At 60.9% G+C, this 16,463-nt stretch carries 14 protein-coding genes; 7 read left to right on the top strand and 7 right to left on the bottom strand.

All coding sequences use genetic code 11. The features are described from left to right. Positions 1–201 precede the first annotated feature (201 nt). The 5 genes from QRN50_RS21550 to QRN50_RS21530 form a co-directional block, all read right to left on the bottom strand. On the bottom strand, positions 202–1,191 hold the full coding sequence (locus QRN50_RS21550; RefSeq protein ID WP_003399936.1) for a hypothetical protein: 990 nt from the start codon (positions 1,189–1,191) through the stop codon (positions 202–204). Between the two features lie 4 nt (positions 1,192–1,195). Next, complete coding sequence (gene ypfJ, locus QRN50_RS21545; RefSeq protein WP_096126926.1) at positions 1,196–2,086, bottom strand: KPN_02809 family neutral zinc metallopeptidase; 891 nt, start codon at positions 2,084–2,086, stop codon at positions 1,196–1,198. 172 nt (positions 2,087–2,258) lie between these two features. Further along, positions 2,259–3,545: an MFS transporter gene (locus QRN50_RS21540; RefSeq protein ID WP_024640227.1), complete on the bottom strand. Its 1,287-nt coding sequence runs from the start codon at positions 3,543–3,545 to the stop codon at positions 2,259–2,261. A gap of 642 nt (positions 3,546–4,187) precedes the next feature. After that, on the bottom strand, positions 4,188–5,273 hold the full coding sequence (gene trmA, locus QRN50_RS21535; protein ID WP_024659843.1) for a tRNA (uridine(54)-C5)-methyltransferase TrmA: 1,086 nt from the start codon (positions 5,271–5,273) through the stop codon (positions 4,188–4,190). Further along, complete coding sequence (locus QRN50_RS21530; RefSeq protein ID WP_003396212.1) at positions 5,270–6,565, bottom strand: NCS2 family permease; 1,296 nt, start codon at positions 6,563–6,565, stop codon at positions 5,270–5,272. Before QRN50_RS21530 ends, trmA begins: the two co-directional genes overlap by 4 nt. Before the next feature lie 265 nt (positions 6,566–6,830). On the opposite strand from QRN50_RS21530, the gene QRN50_RS21525 reads away from it, so the two are divergent. The 6 genes from QRN50_RS21525 (at position 6,831) to QRN50_RS21500 (ending at position 13,662) form a co-directional block, all read left to right on the top strand. Next, the gene (locus QRN50_RS21525) at positions 6,831–7,361 is read left to right on the top strand and encodes a (2Fe-2S)-binding protein (RefSeq protein ID WP_003368718.1); all 531 of its coding nucleotides are present in this window, start codon (positions 6,831–6,833) and stop codon (positions 7,359–7,361) included. After that, entirely contained in the window at positions 7,358–8,347 is a 990-nt protein-coding gene (locus QRN50_RS21520) for an FAD binding domain-containing protein (protein ID WP_011268938.1), read from the top strand. The genes QRN50_RS21525 and QRN50_RS21520 overlap by 4 nt, the downstream gene beginning before the upstream one ends. Further along, complete coding sequence (locus QRN50_RS21515; protein WP_011268937.1) at positions 8,344–10,545, top strand: xanthine dehydrogenase family protein molybdopterin-binding subunit; 2,202 nt, start codon at positions 8,344–8,346, stop codon at positions 10,543–10,545. The genes QRN50_RS21520 and QRN50_RS21515 overlap by 4 nt, the downstream gene beginning before the upstream one ends. A gap of 477 nt (positions 10,546–11,022) precedes the next feature. Then, on the top strand, positions 11,023–12,462 hold the full coding sequence (locus tag QRN50_RS21510; RefSeq protein WP_003399952.1) for a cytochrome ubiquinol oxidase subunit I: 1,440 nt from the start codon (positions 11,023–11,025) through the stop codon (positions 12,460–12,462). 3 nt (positions 12,463–12,465) lie between these two features. Beyond that, positions 12,466–13,473, top strand: a complete 1,008-nt coding sequence (gene cydB / locus QRN50_RS21505) for a cytochrome d ubiquinol oxidase subunit II (RefSeq protein WP_003396217.1) — start codon at positions 12,466–12,468, stop codon at positions 13,471–13,473. A gap of 21 nt (positions 13,474–13,494) precedes the next feature. Further along, positions 13,495–13,662, top strand: coding sequence for a DUF2474 domain-containing protein (locus tag QRN50_RS21500; protein WP_002555239.1), 168 nt, complete (start codon positions 13,495–13,497; stop codon positions 13,660–13,662). Between the two features lie 87 nt (positions 13,663–13,749). Here the strand turns inward: QRN50_RS21500 and QRN50_RS21495 are convergent, their stop codons facing one another. Together QRN50_RS21495 and QRN50_RS21490 are read right to left on the bottom strand one after the other, a co-directional pair. After that, entirely contained in the window at positions 13,750–14,874 is a 1,125-nt protein-coding gene (locus QRN50_RS21495; RefSeq protein ID WP_096126925.1) for a methyltransferase, read from the bottom strand. A gap of 130 nt (positions 14,875–15,004) precedes the next feature. Further along, entirely contained in the window at positions 15,005–15,238 is a 234-nt protein-coding gene (locus QRN50_RS21490; protein WP_003340758.1) for a helix-turn-helix domain-containing protein, read from the bottom strand. Between the two features lie 336 nt (positions 15,239–15,574). Between QRN50_RS21490 and QRN50_RS21485 the strand changes: the two genes are divergently transcribed. Next, entirely contained in the window at positions 15,575–16,351 is a 777-nt protein-coding gene (locus QRN50_RS21485) for a ferredoxin--NADP reductase (protein WP_011268934.1), read from the top strand. Positions 16,352–16,463 lie beyond the last annotated feature (112 nt).

Here is a 16,463-nt window from a genome sequence, read left to right as displayed (position 1 = left end):
CACGTAGATGTTCTGCAGCAGCGCTGATCTTGTGGGAGCGAGCTTGCTCGCGAAGACGGTATTTCAGTCGATGCATTTTCGGCGATTATGTTGACCCTTTCGCGAACAAGTTCGCTCCCACGGCCTCCGGCCAGAATCAAAAGCGGACTTGTATGTAGCGTTGCACGCGGAGCGTGGGGACGATAGTTATATCAATACCACTCAAAACGGCTTGAACAGCACCGCCTGGCCTTCCGGTGAGGTGAAGATCCCGTCGCCGTTGTGGCCGACTTTCGGCACGATCACCAGGCGCTGGTTCAGCCCCTCGGGGTGACGCTTCTGCAGATAGTTGAAGTAGTTCTGCCCGCGAATCAGGCGGTAGGCGCCTTGCGCTTCGGCGGCACAGGTCTTGTCTAGCGCCGGGTGATTACGGTCGGTGTCCAGCTCGCCCATCAGGTAAGTGATGTCGCGCTTCACGTAATTCTTCTCGATGTCAGCCGGCTTTTCCTTGCCCGAGTAGAACGGCATCTTGTTGAGGCCGTATTTCCAGTCGTTGAAGTTCGGGCAGCTTTGCGCGGTTACCGGCTCAGGCCGTTCCGCGTCGAAATAGGCGTAGGACGACGGATTGGCGATCACGTAGCGCAGCTTCACCCCTTCACGCTGCAGCAGGGCGTCTTCCTTGCCGCCGATCATCGCGTAGCGCTGCACCACCTGGGCACCACCGGAGTGCCCGGCAATGACGATTTCCTTCAGGTTGGGGAACAGCTTGCTGTCGCTCAGGCGCTTGAGGATGTGGTCCAGCACCAGAAACGAGCTGACCGGCTTGGGATCGGTGGAGGTTGCGCCTTCCATCCAGCTGTTCTGGCGCCAGCGCAGGATCGAGTCCGGCAAGTGGTGCGCGACGATATCCTTTTCATCCAGGAATTGCGGGGCGATCAGCAGGGTCTTGCCGCGCTCTCTGGACTGGTTGGCCGCACGTTCGATGCTGCGCAGGTAGGTTTGCGCATTGCGCAGGCGACCGTGCAGGACGATCACCACGCGCTCGATCTTCGGCTTGGGGTGTACCCACTCCTGGCTCAGCCCGAGGGTCGCCTCGGCGCCATTGATGGCGAGGCGATCCGGGCTGATGGAATTGACCGCTTGATCCTCGGCATGCGCCCCGAGGCTCACGAAGGCAGTGCTCAACAACAGGACCAGAAGCGGTTTAATCATGTGCTCAGAGACTCTTGGCGGCGAATGTATCGCATTGATTGATTTGACCTTGGGCAAAGCCTGCCTTGAACCAGCGTACACGCTGTGCAGACGTGCCGTGAGTGAAGGAGTCCGGAGTGACTCGACCACTGCTTTGCTGTTGCAAGCGATCATCGCCGATAGCGTTGGCCGCGTTCAATGCTTCTTCAATATCACCCGGCTCGAGCCAGTTCAAACGATTTTGTGCGTTGTACGCCCAAACACCGGCAAAGCAGTCCGCCTGCAGCTCCTGGCGGACCAGTAAACCGTTGGCTCCTTCCATTTTTTGCCCGGCCTGGCGAGCCTTGTCGACCTTGGCGGAAATGCCCAGCAGGGTCTGCACATGGTGCCCGACTTCATGGGCGATCACGTAAGCCTGGGCGAAGTCGCCAGCGGCGGAAAAGCGCTGGGCCATTTCACGGAAGAACTCCATGTCCAGATAGACCTGCTGGTCAGCCGGGCAATAGAACGGACCGGTTGCCGACGTAGCGCGACCGCAGGCCGAGTTCACCTGGCCGCTGAACAACACCAGCGTGGGGTCCTTGTATTCGCGACCGTTCTGGGCGAACACGGCACGCCAGGTGTCCTCGGTATCGCCAAGGATGCTGCGCACGAATTCGGCCTGCTGGTCGTTGGCCGGCGGGGCCTCACGCGTTTGCGCACTGGGTGGAGCGCTTTGCTCGGTCACTTGTCCGGTCAGTTGTCCGAGAATCTGCATCGGGTCCTGGCCGGTCAGCAGGCCGATGGCGACGATGATCACGATGCCGCCCAGACCCAGCCCCTTGCCGCCGATGCGCATGCCACCGCCGCCACCACTGCTGCCGCCATCGCGCGCATCGACTACGTTGTCGCTGCGTCGGCCTTTTTTCCAGAGCATGTCGGATCCCTCTTCTTTTCGTGCAATTAGTTTCGCTGCTGATACGCGAATGCGCCAGTCCGGCGTGTTCCGGCCAGCGTCGTGTGCAGAATGCGAGGGTATAGAGGTGCGGCGAGGCTGATTGGTTCGCGCAAGCTGTGCCGTGGCTGTGTTTTGCTGAAACCTGCCGCCGTCAGGCCTGTTTGACGGGCTGCGCGTTGAGCACGTCCGGCGGCGAGGCGTCGGCAAAACGGTCGACCTGGCGCAATGACTTGAAGCCCGTCATCCAGGCGCCGACCACGCCCAGCGTGCAGACGCCACCCAGGATCGCGGCAGGGATTGCGCCGACCAGCGAGGCACTGGTGCCTGCACGGAACTCGCCCAGTTCGTTGGAGGAGCCAATAAACAGCATGTTCACGGCATTGACCCGGCCGCGCATGTTGTCCGGCGTCGAGAACTGCACCAGCGCTGAACGAATGAACACGCTGACCATGTCCGCCGCGCCCGCGATCAGCAGGGCCAGGCATGACAGCCAGAACAGGGTCGACAGGGCAAACACCAGATTCGCGACGCCGAACAGGCCGACGGCGAGAAACATGGTCATGCCGACGTTGCGCTGCAGCGGGCGCATGCTCAGGTAAATGCCGACGCCCAGTTCACCCAGGCTCATCGACGCACGCAGCATGCCCAGCCCCTGCGGCCCGAGGTGCAGCACTTCATGGGCGTAGATCGGCAGCAGCGCCACCACGCCGCCGAGCAGCACGGCGAACAGGTCCAGCGAAATGGTGCCGAGGATGATCGGCCGCGAGCGAATGAAGGCAATGCCCGCGGTGAACCGGCCCCAGGCGCTGGAACCCAGTTCCACCGGCTTGCCGGCAAAGGGCGTTGCCACGGGGGCCAGAAACAGGATGCCGGCGATAAATGCTGCGACGCAGACCGAATAGGTCAGCTCTGCGCCGCCCAGCCAGTACAGATAGCCACCGATCAGCGGCCCACCGACGGTCGAACAGCGCATGATCACGCTGTTGGTGGCGATGGCCGAGGCCAGTTGGTCGCGCGGGACAATCTGTGGCAGCAGGCTTTGCAGCGCCGGACCGGTAAAAGCGCGGGCGCAGCCATACAGCATCAGCGCGCCGTAGATCAGCCGCAGGTCTTGCAGCTTCAGTGCCGAGAACACCAGCAGAATGACCCCACAGATCGCCTGCACACCCCAACTGAGCATCAGGATGACCTTGCGGTTGTAGCGGTCGATCAGATCCCCGGCAGGCATCAACAGCAGCAACATGGGAATGAACTGAGCAAGGCCCACATAGGCCAGCGCCATCGGCTCACGGGTCATGTCGTAAACCTGCCAGGCAACGACCACCGCCTGAATCTGCATGGCGAACACCGCCATCAGGCGCGAGAGGATAAAACTGACGAAACCGGGCTGGCTGGACAACTTGACCGGTACAGAAGGCGCGGAAGACTCGGAGCTCAAGAAAAAGGATCCCATCGAAGCAGCTGATTCAGGTTTTTGGTTTATACCCCAGCGTATCGATAGGAAGCTAATAAATATTCTGACAGTTTCGCAGTTGACGAGCATGAAAGAACTCTCGTTCCTCACGCTCCAGTATGGGAATGCATTTCACGACGCTCCGCGTCGCAAGAGGACGCGGAGCGTCCGGAACGGCATGCGACGCAGAGCGCCGCACGACAGTCGGGATTATCGTTCCTCACGCTCCAGCGTGGGAATGCCGTGGGTGACGCTCTGCGTCACAGATCTGCGTCGCGCCGCACGTCGGGATAGGACGCGTAGCGTCCGGAACGGCATGCGACGCAGAGCGCCGCACGATAGTCGGGATTATCGTTCCGTGGGAATGCCGTGGGTGACGCTCTGCGTCACAGATCTACGCCGCGCCGCATGTTCAGGATAGGACGCGCAGCGTCCAGAACGGCATGCCAACGCGGAGCGTCGGCACGATAGTCGAGATTATCGTTCCTCACGCTCCAGCGTGGGAATGCCGTTCGTGACGCTCTGCGTCACAGATCTGCGTCGCGCCGCATGTTCAGGATAGGACGCGCAGCGTCCAGAACGGCATGCCAACGCGGAGCGTCGGCACGATAGTCAGTCAGAGGAGCCTCAGCGCCTGACCAGCAGCACGCCCGACTCCATGTGGTGGGTGTACGGAAACTGATCGAACAGTGCGCAGCGCTCGACCCGGTGGGTGTCGTGCAGTTGGGCGATGTTGGCGGCCAGGGTTTCCGGGTTGCAGGATATGTACAGAATGCGCTCGAAGCGCCGGGTCAGTTCGCAGGTGTCCGGGTCCATGCCGGCGCGCGGCGGGTCGACGAACACGCTGCCAAAATCGTAGCTCTTCAAGTCCACGCCGTGCAGACGGCGGAACGGGCGCACTTCGTTCAGGGCTTCGGTCAGTTCTTCGGCCGACAGACGCACCAGCGTGACGTTGTCCACGCCGTTGTCATCCAGGTTGCTCAGCGCCGCATTGACCGAGGTCTTGCTGATTTCGGTGGCCAGCACCTTGCGCACGCGTGTAGCCAGCGGCAGGGTGAAGTTGCCATTGCCGCAATACAGCTCCAGCAGGTCGTCCTGCCGCTCGCCCAGCGCATCGAAGGCCCAGTTGAGCATCTTGCCGTTCACCGTGCCGTTGGGCTGGGTGAAAGCGCCTTCCGGTTGCCGGTAACTGTAGGTGCGGCCAGCCACGTCGAGCTTCTCGGTCACGTAATCATGACCGATGACCAGCTTCTGCCCCTTGGAACGGCCAATCAGGCTGACGTCCAGTTCGGCGGCCAGTTGCGCGGCGGCGGCCTGCCATTCGGCGTCCAGCGGGCGGTGATAACACAGGGTGATCATCGCGTCGCCTGCCAGCGTGGTCAGGAAGTCCACCTGAAACAGCTTGTGGTTCAACGTCGGGCTGGCTTCCCAGCGCTCGCGCAGCACCGGCATCAGCGCGTTGATGCGCTCGCTGGCGATCGGCAGGCCCTCGAGCAGGATCGGCGTCCTGTTGTCGCCCGGCGCGAACATCGCGTAATAGCGCTTCTGGTCTTCGCGCCACAGGCGGAACTCGGCGCGCAGCCGATAGTGTTCGCGTGGCGAGTCGAACACCTGTGGCTCGGGAGCATCGAACGGCGCCAGCAACTCGCGCAGGCGGACGGTTTTTTCTTCGAGCTGACGGTCGTAGCTCGCAGGGTCGAAGGGAACACTCATGCGTTGAACCAGCCCAGCTTGATCACGAACAGGATCGACAGGATCACCAGCGCCGAATTCAGCTCGCGCCAGCGTCCCGACAGCAGCTTGATCGCTGTCCAGGAAATGAAGCCAAAGGCAATGCCATTGGCGATGGAATAGGTGAATGGCATGGCCAGGGCCGTGATGACTACTGGCGCTGCGACCGTGATGTCATCCCAGTCGATTTCCGCCATGCCGGACGCCATCAACACAGCGACGAACAGCAGCGCGGGTGCGGTCGCGAAGGCGGGCACGCTGCCGGCCAGCGGGGCGAAGAACAGCGCCAGCAGGAACAGCACGGCGACTACCACTGCAGTCAGACCTGTGCGGCCACCGGCACTCACGCCCGCAGCCGACTCGATGTAGCTGGTGGTGGTCGAGGTGCCCAGCAGGGAACCGGCCATCGCGGCAGTACTGTCGGCGATCAGCGCACGGCCCATCTTCGGCATATGCCCGTCCTTGCCCATCAGCCCGGCGCGTTTGGCCACGCCGATCAGCGTGCCGGAGTTGTCGAAGATGTCGACGAACAGGAAGGCGAAGATGATGCTGACCAGACCGACGTCCAGCGCACCCATGATGTCCAGTTGCATGAAGGTCGGTGCCAGCGAAGGCGGCATCGACACCACACCGCCAAACGGCGAGAAGCCCAGGGCTATAGACACCAGGGTCACCGCGAGGATGCCGATCAGCACGGCGCCGCGCACCTTGAGGTAATCCAGGGCCACGATGAGAAAGAAGCCCAGCGTCGCCAGTACCGGGGCTGGCTGCTTGAGATCGCCCATGCCGACCATGGTCGCCGGGTTGCTGACCACAATACCGGCGTTATGCAGGGCGATCAGCGCCAGAAACAGGCCGATACCGGCCGCAATCGCCGAACGCAGGGGCAGGGGAATGCTGTTGATGATCCATTCACGGATCCGGAAGATCGACAGGATGAAGAACATCACCGCTGAAATGAACACCGCGCCCAGCGCTACCTGCCAGCTGTGGCCCATGTGCAGGACCACGGTGTAGGTAAAGAAGGCGTTCAGGCCCATGCCCGGTGCCAGGGCGATCGGGTAGTTGGCGATCAGGCCCATCACTGTCGAGCCGATGGCCGCCGCCAGGCAGGTGGCGACGAATACCGCGCCCTTGTCCATGCCGGTTTCGCCGAGGATGCTCGGGTTGACGAACAGGATGTAAGCCATCGCCAGGAAAGTCGTGACGCCCGCAAGAATCTCGGTTCGCACGTTGGTGTTGTGTGCCTTGAGTTGAAACAGCCTTTCCAGCATGTCTGGCTCTCCGTGACGCGGCGCGCGTCGTGAATGATCGACTCCAACAGCAATGCACAGACTGCAGGGCAGCCCGTTTGATTTTTGCGGGTCGGAAAAAGCCGCGCATCATACCAGCAGCTTGGCAGGATGGCTGCCTGCGGATGACGGCCTTTCGATGACAAGTACGCCCATCAAGAAAGCCTGAACGTTGCAAACCTCGCGAAGTCCCACCCCTTAAGACGCATAAAAAGTGCGCTAAGTGACCGCCTACCGTGAGGTTTCCATGAGTGCAACGACCCCGAACCCCCAGGACTTCGCCACCCACGCGATTTCCCTGACCCTGAACGGACAGCTCCGCCAACTGGATGTGCTGCCCTGGACCACCTTGCTGGACTTGCTGCGTGATCAGCTCGATCTGGTCGGCACCAAGAAAGGCTGCGACCACGGCCAGTGCGGTGCGTGTACCGTACTGCGCGACGGCACGCGCATCAATGCCTGCCTGACGCTGGCGATCATGTGTGATGGCGCCGAGCTGACCACCATTGAAGGCCTGGCTGATGGCGACCAGTTGCATCCCATGCAGCAGGCGTTCATCAAGAACGATGCGTTCCAGTGCGGCTACTGCACGCCCGGGCAAATCTGCTCGGCTGTCGGGCTTGCCAATGAGGGGCGCGCCAGCACGCGTGCCGAGATTCAGGAACTGATGAGCGGTAACCTGTGCCGTTGCGGTGCCTACAGCAATATTCTCGCTGCCGTCGAAGAGGCGCTGCCGCAGTTCCACAACGCAGCACCAAAGCCGGAGGTGAACGCATGAATCCGTTTACCTACAGCAAGCCGACCGACATCACTGCTGCGGTCAACCTGAGCGGACCGGCCACGCGTTTCATTGCAGGCGGCACCAATCTGCTTGACCTGATGAAAGAAAACGTCGCCACGCCCGAGCACCTGATCGACATCACCGGCCTGCCTTTGAGGGATGTCAGTGAAACCGCTTCGGGCGGTTTGATGATCGGTGCGTTGGTCAGCAACGCCGACCTGGCCTACCACCCGCTGATCGAAGCGCGTTACCCGCTGCTGAGCAAAGCCGTGCTGGCCGGTGCTTCGCCGCAGTTGCGCAACATGGCCAGCACCGGCGGCAACCTGCTGCAACGCACCCGCTGCTATTACTTCTATGACACCGGCGTGCCGTGCAACAAGCGTGAGCCAGGCAGTGGCTGCCCGGCGCGTACGGGCCTGAATCGCATTCACGCGATCCTGGGTGCCAGCGAAGACTGCGTCGCGACTCACCCGTCCGACATGTGCGTGGCACTCGCTGCGCTGGAAGCCGTGGTGCATGTTCAAGGACGTGCCGGCCGCCGCACTATCGAGTTTGCTGATTTCCATCGCCTGCCGGGTGATGCTCCGCAACGGGACAATCAACTGGCCGACGATGAGTTGATCGTCGCCGTCGAACTGCCTGCAAACGGCTTTGTCAGCCACAACGCTTATCTGAAGATCCGCGACCGTGCGTCCTATGCGTTTGCCCTGATATCGGTGGCTGCCGCCATCGATATGGACGGCGATGTGATTCGCGACGTGCGTCTGGCATTGGGCGGTGTCGCGCACAAGCCATGGCGCGACAAGGCGGTCGAAGCGCTGTTGGTCGGCAAGCCGGTCACTCGCGAGAACTTCGCCGCTGCTGCAGACGCCATGCTTGAAGATGCGCAGCCTCTGGAGCACAACGGTTTCAAAGTCAGACTGGCCCGCCGCGCGATCATTCGTGCCTTGAGCGATGCCGCAACAGGAGGGAGCGCCCAATGAACCAGCCATTTTCGCCAATGGGCAAGCCTGTGGACCGCGTCGACGGCCGCCTGAAAGTGACCGGGGGCGCACGTTACGCCGGTGAATACCCTGAAGAAGGGTTGCTGTATGGCAGCGTGGTCTCCAGCACCATCGCCAACGGTCGCGTCGCCAGCATCGATACGAGCGAGGCAATGAAGGTTCCGGGTGTGGTCGCGGTCATCGACCACACCAATCGTCCGTGGCTGGCCAGCTATGACGAAAACTATGAGGACGCCGATTCGGCCGACGGTTCGCCGTTTCGTCCTTTTTACAACGACAACGTCATGTACAGCGGCCAACCGCTCGCGCTGGTCGTTGCCGATACGTTGGAACTGGCGCGTCACGCGGGCTCGCTGGTGCGTATCGAATACGAGCAGCAGGAGCACCAGACCGATCTGCAGGCCATGCTCGACACCGCCTATGACGCGCCTGCCGAATTGCCGCCGCCGCGTGGCAACTTCGAAGGCGAACTGGCCAGCTCCGCGCTGAGCGTGGACGTGACGTACAGCACGCCCAGCGAGTACCACAACCCGATGGAACCGCATGCGTCGACCGTCCTGTATCAGGCCGATGGCAGCTTGCAGATTCACGACAAGACCCAGGGCACGCAAAACTGTCAGGACTATCTGCACAAGGTGTTCGGCCTGGAAAAGGACAAGATCCGCGTGCTGGCCGCTTTCGTCGGTGGTGCCTTCGGTTCTGGCCTGCGCCCGCAATATCAACTGCCGCTGGCAGTAATGGCTGCACTGCACCTCAAGCGCTCCGTGCGCCTGACGCTGACCCGCCAGCAGATGTTCACCTTCGGTTATCGTCCGCGCACCATTCAGCGCCTGCGTCTGGGCGCGGCTGCCAACGGTCGTTTGCTGGCGGTCGGTCATGAAGCCATCGGGCAGACTTCGCGTTTCGAGGACTTCAGCGAACACGTCGTGGAATGGAGCGGCATGCTCTACCACTGCGACAACGTGCAGTTGACCTACAAACTGGTGCCGCTGGACGTGTTCACGCCGCTCGACATGCGTGCGCCGGGTGCTGCCCTGGGCATGATCGGCCTGGAATGCGCCATGGACGAGCTGGCTTACGCGTTGGCTATCGATCCGGTGCGCCTGCGCCTGACCAACTACGCCGAGCGCAACGGTAACGAAGACAAGCCGTATTCGAGCAAGGAATTGCGCGAATGCTACGCCCAGGGCGCCGAACGCTTTGGCTGGTCCAGCCGCAACCCTGAGCCACGCAGCATGCGTCAAGGCCGTCAGCTGGTCGGTTGGGGCATGGCCGGTGGTGTCTGGGAGGCCATGCAGATGAAGGCCAGCGCCAAGGCGCGTCTGCAAGCGGACGGCACGCTGGTGGTCAGCAGCGCTACCACCGACATTGGCACCGGCACCTATACCGTCATGACGCAGATCGCTGCAGAATCGTCGGGTATCGAGGTGGATAACGTCAGCTTCCTGCTGGGTGACTCTTCGTTGCCGACCGCGCCGTTGCAGGGTGGCTCGTTCACGGTGTCTTCAGTCGGTACTGCGGTGCAGCAGGCCTGTCAGGCTTTGCAGCGCCAGGTACTGGAAGTTGCCAAGGGGCTGCATCCGCAATTCGCTTCTGTGACGCCGGATGAGGTTCGCTTCGAGGCGGGCAAGCTGTACGTCGGTGATCAGGCACTATCGATGGCTGAACTGGCAGCGTCTCAGCCCCACGGTGTCATCGAGGTGCAAGTCGACGCCGAGCCGGACAAGAAGCGCGAAGCCTACGCGGCAGCCACGCACTCGGCGGTGTTCGTCGAAGTGCTGGTCGACGAGGATCTGGGCACTATCAAGGTCAATCGTGTGGTCAGTGCCGTGGCAGCGGGCAGGGTCGTGAACCCGAAAATGGCGCGCAGCCAGATTCTGGGCGGCGTTGTCTGGGGCATGGGTATGGCGCTTCAGGAAGAGGCGATGCTTGACCACGACCTGGGCCGCCCGATGAACCACAGCCTGGCCGAGTACCATATCCCGGTGAACGCTGACATCGGCGACATTGACGTGCTGTTTGTCGAAGAACACGACGACATCGTCAACGCGCTGGGTTCCAAGGGCGTCGGCGAGATCGGCATCGTCGGTGTGCCGGCAGCGATTGCCAACGCGATCTATCACGCCACCGGCAAACGTATCCGCGAGTTTCCGATCACGCTGGATAAGCTGTTGTAACAGCGAGCGCACATCCAACTGCCTATCGTGCCAACGCTCCGCGTTGGCATGCCGTTCGTGACGCTCTGCGTCACAAATTTTCAGCACGGCGAGACAGCGCGCGTAAACCAGGCTCAGGCTTTGAGGGTGCGTGCACCTTGTAACGCCTGAATCAGGCGTCAACGCTGCAATGTGTGACGCGGAGCGTCACGAACGGCATTCCCACGCGGAGCGTGAGGAACGATAGACGCCGCAGTTCTCCGCAGGTGAGACAACCCGCCACGCGACAATAGACCACACGACTTTAATGGCCGAACAGGACTACTCTTTGATGGTCGATTGATCTGCATCAGTGCGTTCAGGCAACGATCAGTGCATCGACCAGCGTTTTCGCCATTGGAAACGCCAGAATAAAGAAACATAAGCACTCATTACCGTGGGGGCAATTGCTGTTGGCTTGCGGCTGGCAGCAGGTTTCATCTGAGAGAGGAACATCTTATGTTCGGTTTAGAGGCTATAGATCTCGCCCGGATTCAGTTCGCATTCACGATTTCGTTCCACATCCTGTTTCCTGCCATCACCATCGGCCTGGCAAGTTATCTGGCTGTGCTCGAAGGTCTGTGGCTGAAGACCCGCGATGACGTCTACCGTGACCTGTACCACTTCTGGTCGAAGATTTTTGCAGTCAACTTCGGCATGGGCGTGGTTTCCGGGCTTGTCATGGCCTACCAGTTCGGCACCAACTGGAGCCGCTTCTCCGACTTCGCAGGTGCTGTGACCGGCCCGCTGCTGACCTACGAGGTGCTGACCGCGTTCTTCCTCGAAGCGGGGTTCCTCGGCGTCATGCTGTTCGGCTGGAATCGTGTCGGCCGCAACCTGCACTTCTTCTCCACGGTAATGGTCGCCATCGGCACGCTGATCTCCACCTTCTGGATTCTGTCGTCCAACAGCTGGATGCAGACCCCGCAAGGGTTCGAGATCATTGACGGTCGGGTCATTCCCACTGACTGGTTCGCTGTGGTGTTCAACCCGTCGTTCCCTTATCGCCTGACGCACATGGCGATCGCCGCGTTCGTGGCGACGGCGTTCTTCGTCGGTTCGTCGGCCGCCTGGCATCTGTTGCGGGGCCGCGACACACCTGCAGTGCGCAAGATGCTCTCGATGGCCATGTGGATGGCCCTGCTGGTGGCGCCTGTCCAGGCTGTCGTCGGCGATTTCCACGGTCTGAATACGCTCAAGCATCAGCCTGCGAAGATTGCGGCCATCGAAGGTCACTGGGAGAACGTCGGTGACGAACCGACCCCGCTGATCCTGTTCGGCATTCCCGACATGAAGGAAGAACGTACCAAGTACGCGGTGGAAATTCCGTACCTGGGCAGCCTGATCCTGACTCACAGCCTGGACAAGCAGGTGCCTGCGCTCAAGGAATTCAAGCCTGAGGATCGCCCTAATTCGACGATCGTGTTCTGGTCGTTCCGGGTCATGGTCGCCCTAGGCATGCTGATGATCTTCACCGGTCTGTGGAGCCTGTGGCTGCGCAAGCGCGGCACGCTGTATAACTCGCGTCCGTTCCTGTACCTGGCGTTGTGGATGGGGCCGTCTGGCCTGATCGCGATTCTCGCCGGCTGGTTCACTACCGAAATCGGTCGTCAGCCGTGGGTCGTGTACGGCCTGATGCGCACCGCCGATGCTTCGTCCGGGCACAGCGTGGCGCAGATGAGCATCACCCTGGTGCTGTTCGTGGTCGTCTACTTCGTGCTCTTCGGCACCGGTCTTGGCTACATGATGCGTCTGGTTCGCAAAGGGCCGAAAGCCTATGTCGAACATGTGCCGCACGGTGGTCCCGGCCAGCAACGCACACCGGCCCGTCCGCTCTCCGCCGCTGTTGAAGGCGAAGAAGATGGCGACAATCTTGACCGTCACGGCAAGGGGATTTAAGCCATGGGTATCGATCTTCCGCTGATCTGGGCCATCATCATCGTCTTCGGCATCATGATGTACGTGGTGATGGACGGTTTCGATCTGGGTATCGGGATTCTTTTCCCGTTCATGAAGGACAGTTCCGACCGCGACGTGATGATGAACACCGTCGCGCCGGTCTGGGACGGCAACGAAACCTGGCTGGTGCTGGGCGGTGCGGCACTGTTCGGTGCATTCCCGCTGGCCTACTCGGTGGTCCTGTCTGCGCTGTACCTGCCGCTGATGTTCATGCTCATGGGCCTGATCTTCCGTGGCGTGGCGTTCGAGTTCCGCTTCAAGGCGACCGAGCTGAAGCGTCACTGGTGGGACAAGGCATTCATTGGCGGCTCGCTGGCGGCGACATTCTTTCAGGGTGTGGCGCTGGGTACCTACATTGAAGGCATCCCGGTGGTCGATCGCCAGTTTGCCGGTGGCTCGCTGGACTGGCTCTCGCCATTCCCGATGTTCTGCGGGCTGGCCTTGATCGTCGCTTACGCGCTGCTGGGCTGCACCTGGCTGATCATGAAAACCGAAGGCTCGCTGCAGAAGGCGATGCATGATCTGGCACGTCCGCTGGCCCTTGCGGTGCTCGCGGTCATGGGCGTGGTCAGCCTGTGGACGCCGCTGGCCCACGCTGATATCGCGCATCGCTGGTTCAGCATGCCGAACCTGTTCTGGTTCATGCCGGTACCGATTCTGGTGCTGGTGACCATGTACGGTCTGTTCAAGGCGGTGGCCCGCAATGCCCACTACACGCCGTTTCTACTGACCCTGTTGCTGATCTTCCTGGGTTACAGCGGTCTGGGCATCAGTTTGTGGCCAAACATCATTCCGCCTTCGGTATCGATCTGGACAGCCGCCGCGCCGCCGCAGAGCCAGGGCTTCATGCTGGTGGGCACGCTGTTCATCATTCCGTTCATCCTGGGCTACACCTTCTGGAGCTACTACGTGTTCCGCGGCAAGGTGACGGCTGCAGACGGTTATCACTAGTCCGAACCGAGGAGAATGACGATGTCTGGTAAAAATTCCATGCACGATCCTGATCCGGCGCTGAGCAAGCCGCTCTGGCAACGACTGGCCTGGCTGGTCGGAATCTGGGCGGGCAGCGTATTTGCGCTGTTCATCGTCGCCAGCCTGATGCGCATGTTCATGAGCGCAGCGGGCCTGACGACACACTGATACTGAATTCCCGTTCGTGTCTTCCGGACACGTTTTGCGACCCTCTTGCCACTCGCGTGGCAAGGGGGTCTTTTTTTGTGCAGTGAGTTACTTGCGGGCTTTCAGAATCACGAATTTCGGCGTAGCGGCGACTTGTTCGACGCCGCGGAACAGGCGCGACAGCTTGGTGTGATAACCCAGGTGGCGATTGCCGACGATGTACAGCGCCCCGCCGGTCACCAGCGCGGCACGCGCCTGCAGAAACATCCGCCAGGCAAGAAAGTCGCCGACCACTTGCTGCTGGTGGAAGGGCGGGTTGCACAGCACCACATCCAGCGAGTCAGGCTCCTGCATCTCCAGACCGTCGCCAGCCCGAACCCGGACGTCGCGATCACCCAGCGTCGCGCGCCAGTTCTCGGCTGCCGATTGCACGGCCATGAACGACTCGTCGACCAGCGTGTAGTGCGCCTGCGGGTTGTCCAGCGCGCTGGCAATGGCCAGTACGCCGTTACCGCAACCCAGGTCTGCGACCCTTGCCGCGCCAAGGTTTTTCGGCAGATGTGGCAGGAAGGCGCGAGTGCCGATGTCCAGCCCGTCGCGGCAAAACACATTGGCATGGTTGAGCAGTTCGATGGCCGGCTCCTCCAGCCGGTAGCGCGTCGGATAGGGCGAGGTGCGCACTTCCATGGGCTGTGGCGTGGCGAACAGCAGCCTGGCTTTTTTCACTGCCAGCGAGGCCTGCACCGGCCCTACATATTCCTCCAGCAAGTCGCCCGCCGAACGCGGCAAATGCTTGACCATTGCCGCAGCAATGACCCGAGCGCCGGGGGCCAGTTGACCTTGCAGGCGTATCAGTTGCTCTTCCAGCAGCGCCAGGGTCTTGGGCACTCTGATCAGCACCCAGTCGAAGGGCCCCTGCAACGCTTCGCTGGCCGGGATGTGCGGTACTGCGTCGTAGCTCATGCCGTTGCGCGCCAGATTCTTTTCCAGCGCCTGCGCCGCCAGAAACGAGTCGGTACTGCTGATCACCGTGGCATGCGGCGCGAGACTCGCCGCCAGCGCGCCGAAACTGTCATTGAGCACCAGAACCCGGCTGGGCAGGCTGAGCCCTGCCTGTGCAACATGATTGAGCAGGTACTCGTCAGCGGCATCGAATGCCTGCAGGGGCTCATCCTGTTGCTCGGGTTGGCGAATGAGATCAAGTTCAGCGAAGGGACTGATGAACAGGGGCATTGGCGGGAGAACTCTGTGCAATCGAAGGTATGTCAGTGAGCCCGATGACAGGTGGGCTCGCCGAGACAGACGATTTTACGTATTTTTTCGTTTCGATACCTGTCTGATTACGCGGTGATTGCCCGTTTTGTCAGAACATCCCGCTGAGCGCGGCTTGTACGGCGGCAGCCGTCTTGTTGCAAACGCCCATTTTTTGAATGGCACTGGCAATATGGAAGTGAATGGTGCGTTCCTTCAGGCAGAGGATCATTGCGATGTCGCCAGCTGTTTTGCCTTCGGCGGACCACTTGAGGACTTCGATTTCTCTCTGAGTCAGGTTTTTTGCTGGCGAGGGCTGTGAGAAATTTATGTCCATTGTGTTCATGTAGCCTCCTTGCAGTACGTGTACAGACCTTGCTGGGTGTTTATCCAGTCTAGGAACAAATAGACCGCAATCCGTCGGGCTGCGGATCAGCCGGACGGATGGGCTGATGGCACATGGCTGCGTGTTCTGGGGCTGCTGGCTGAAAACCCCGCGCGAGAAGGGTCGAGGCAATTTGGCCGGTGGATGTGCTACCCGTCAGGAGCTGATCCAAGAACCAAATACTCTAAGCGGCAGAGCCCGTTGCCGGATAATCCATCACAAACAGCCGGTGTTTATCGAGCCTGCTTTGCGGGACACTGGGCTCTGCTTTCCATATTCAGGAGTTCAAAGCGCACCATGACCGTCAGTGACGACAAATTCACCCGACAGACACTGCAGCGTGTCACGCCGCTGACCGCGAACCTGTTTACCCTGCGCACCACGCGTGATCCCGGTTTTCGCTTTCGTGCCGGACAGTTCGCGCGTCTCGGGGTGACCAAGGCCGACGGTTCAGTGGTATGGCGTGCCTATTCGATGGTTTCTTCACCGCACGACGAGTTTCTGGAGTTTTTTTCCATTGTGGTGCCGGATGGCGAATTCACCAGCGAGTTGAGCCGTTTGCGTGAAGGCGACAGCCTGTTGGTGGAAAAGCAGGCGTTCGGTTACCTGACTCTGGATCGTTTCATTGATGGGCGCGATCTCTGGCTGTTATCCACTGGGACGGGGGTCGCACCGTTTCTGTCGATCCTTCAGGATTTCGAGGTCTGGGAGAAGTTCGAGCGGGTGATTCTGGTGTACAGCGTTCGTGAGTCGCGCGAGCTGGCCTATCAGCAATTGATTGCCGAACTGATGCAGCGTGAGTACCTGGCTGAATACGCGGACAAGTTTCTGTTTCTGCCCACGGTGACCCGTGAACAGCATCCGGGCGCATTGAATGGACGTATCACGCAGTTGATCGAAAACGGGGAGCTTGAGCGCGCGGCCGGCATTGCTCTCACGCCGGAGCATTCGCGGGTGATGTTGTGCGGCAATCCGCAGATGATCGATGACACACGGGCAATTCTCAAGCAGCGCGAGATGCGCTTGAGCCTGTCACGCAAGCCGGGGCAGGTGGCGGTGGAGACGTATTGGTGAGGGTTGGCGGCTAACGATGGCTATCGTGCCGAGCATTGGCACGATAGTCACATAACCATCGTTCCTCACGCTCCGCGTGGGAATGCAGTTCGTGACGCTCTGCGTCACACAG

This window comes from Pseudomonas sp. MEJ108, from assembly GCF_030208985.1.
GTDB classification, from domain to species: Bacteria; Pseudomonadota; Gammaproteobacteria; order Pseudomonadales; family Pseudomonadaceae; genus Aquipseudomonas; species Aquipseudomonas fragariae.
Note: the sequence above shows the minus strand (reverse complement) of the source record. Positions and strands in the feature narration are given on the sequence as shown.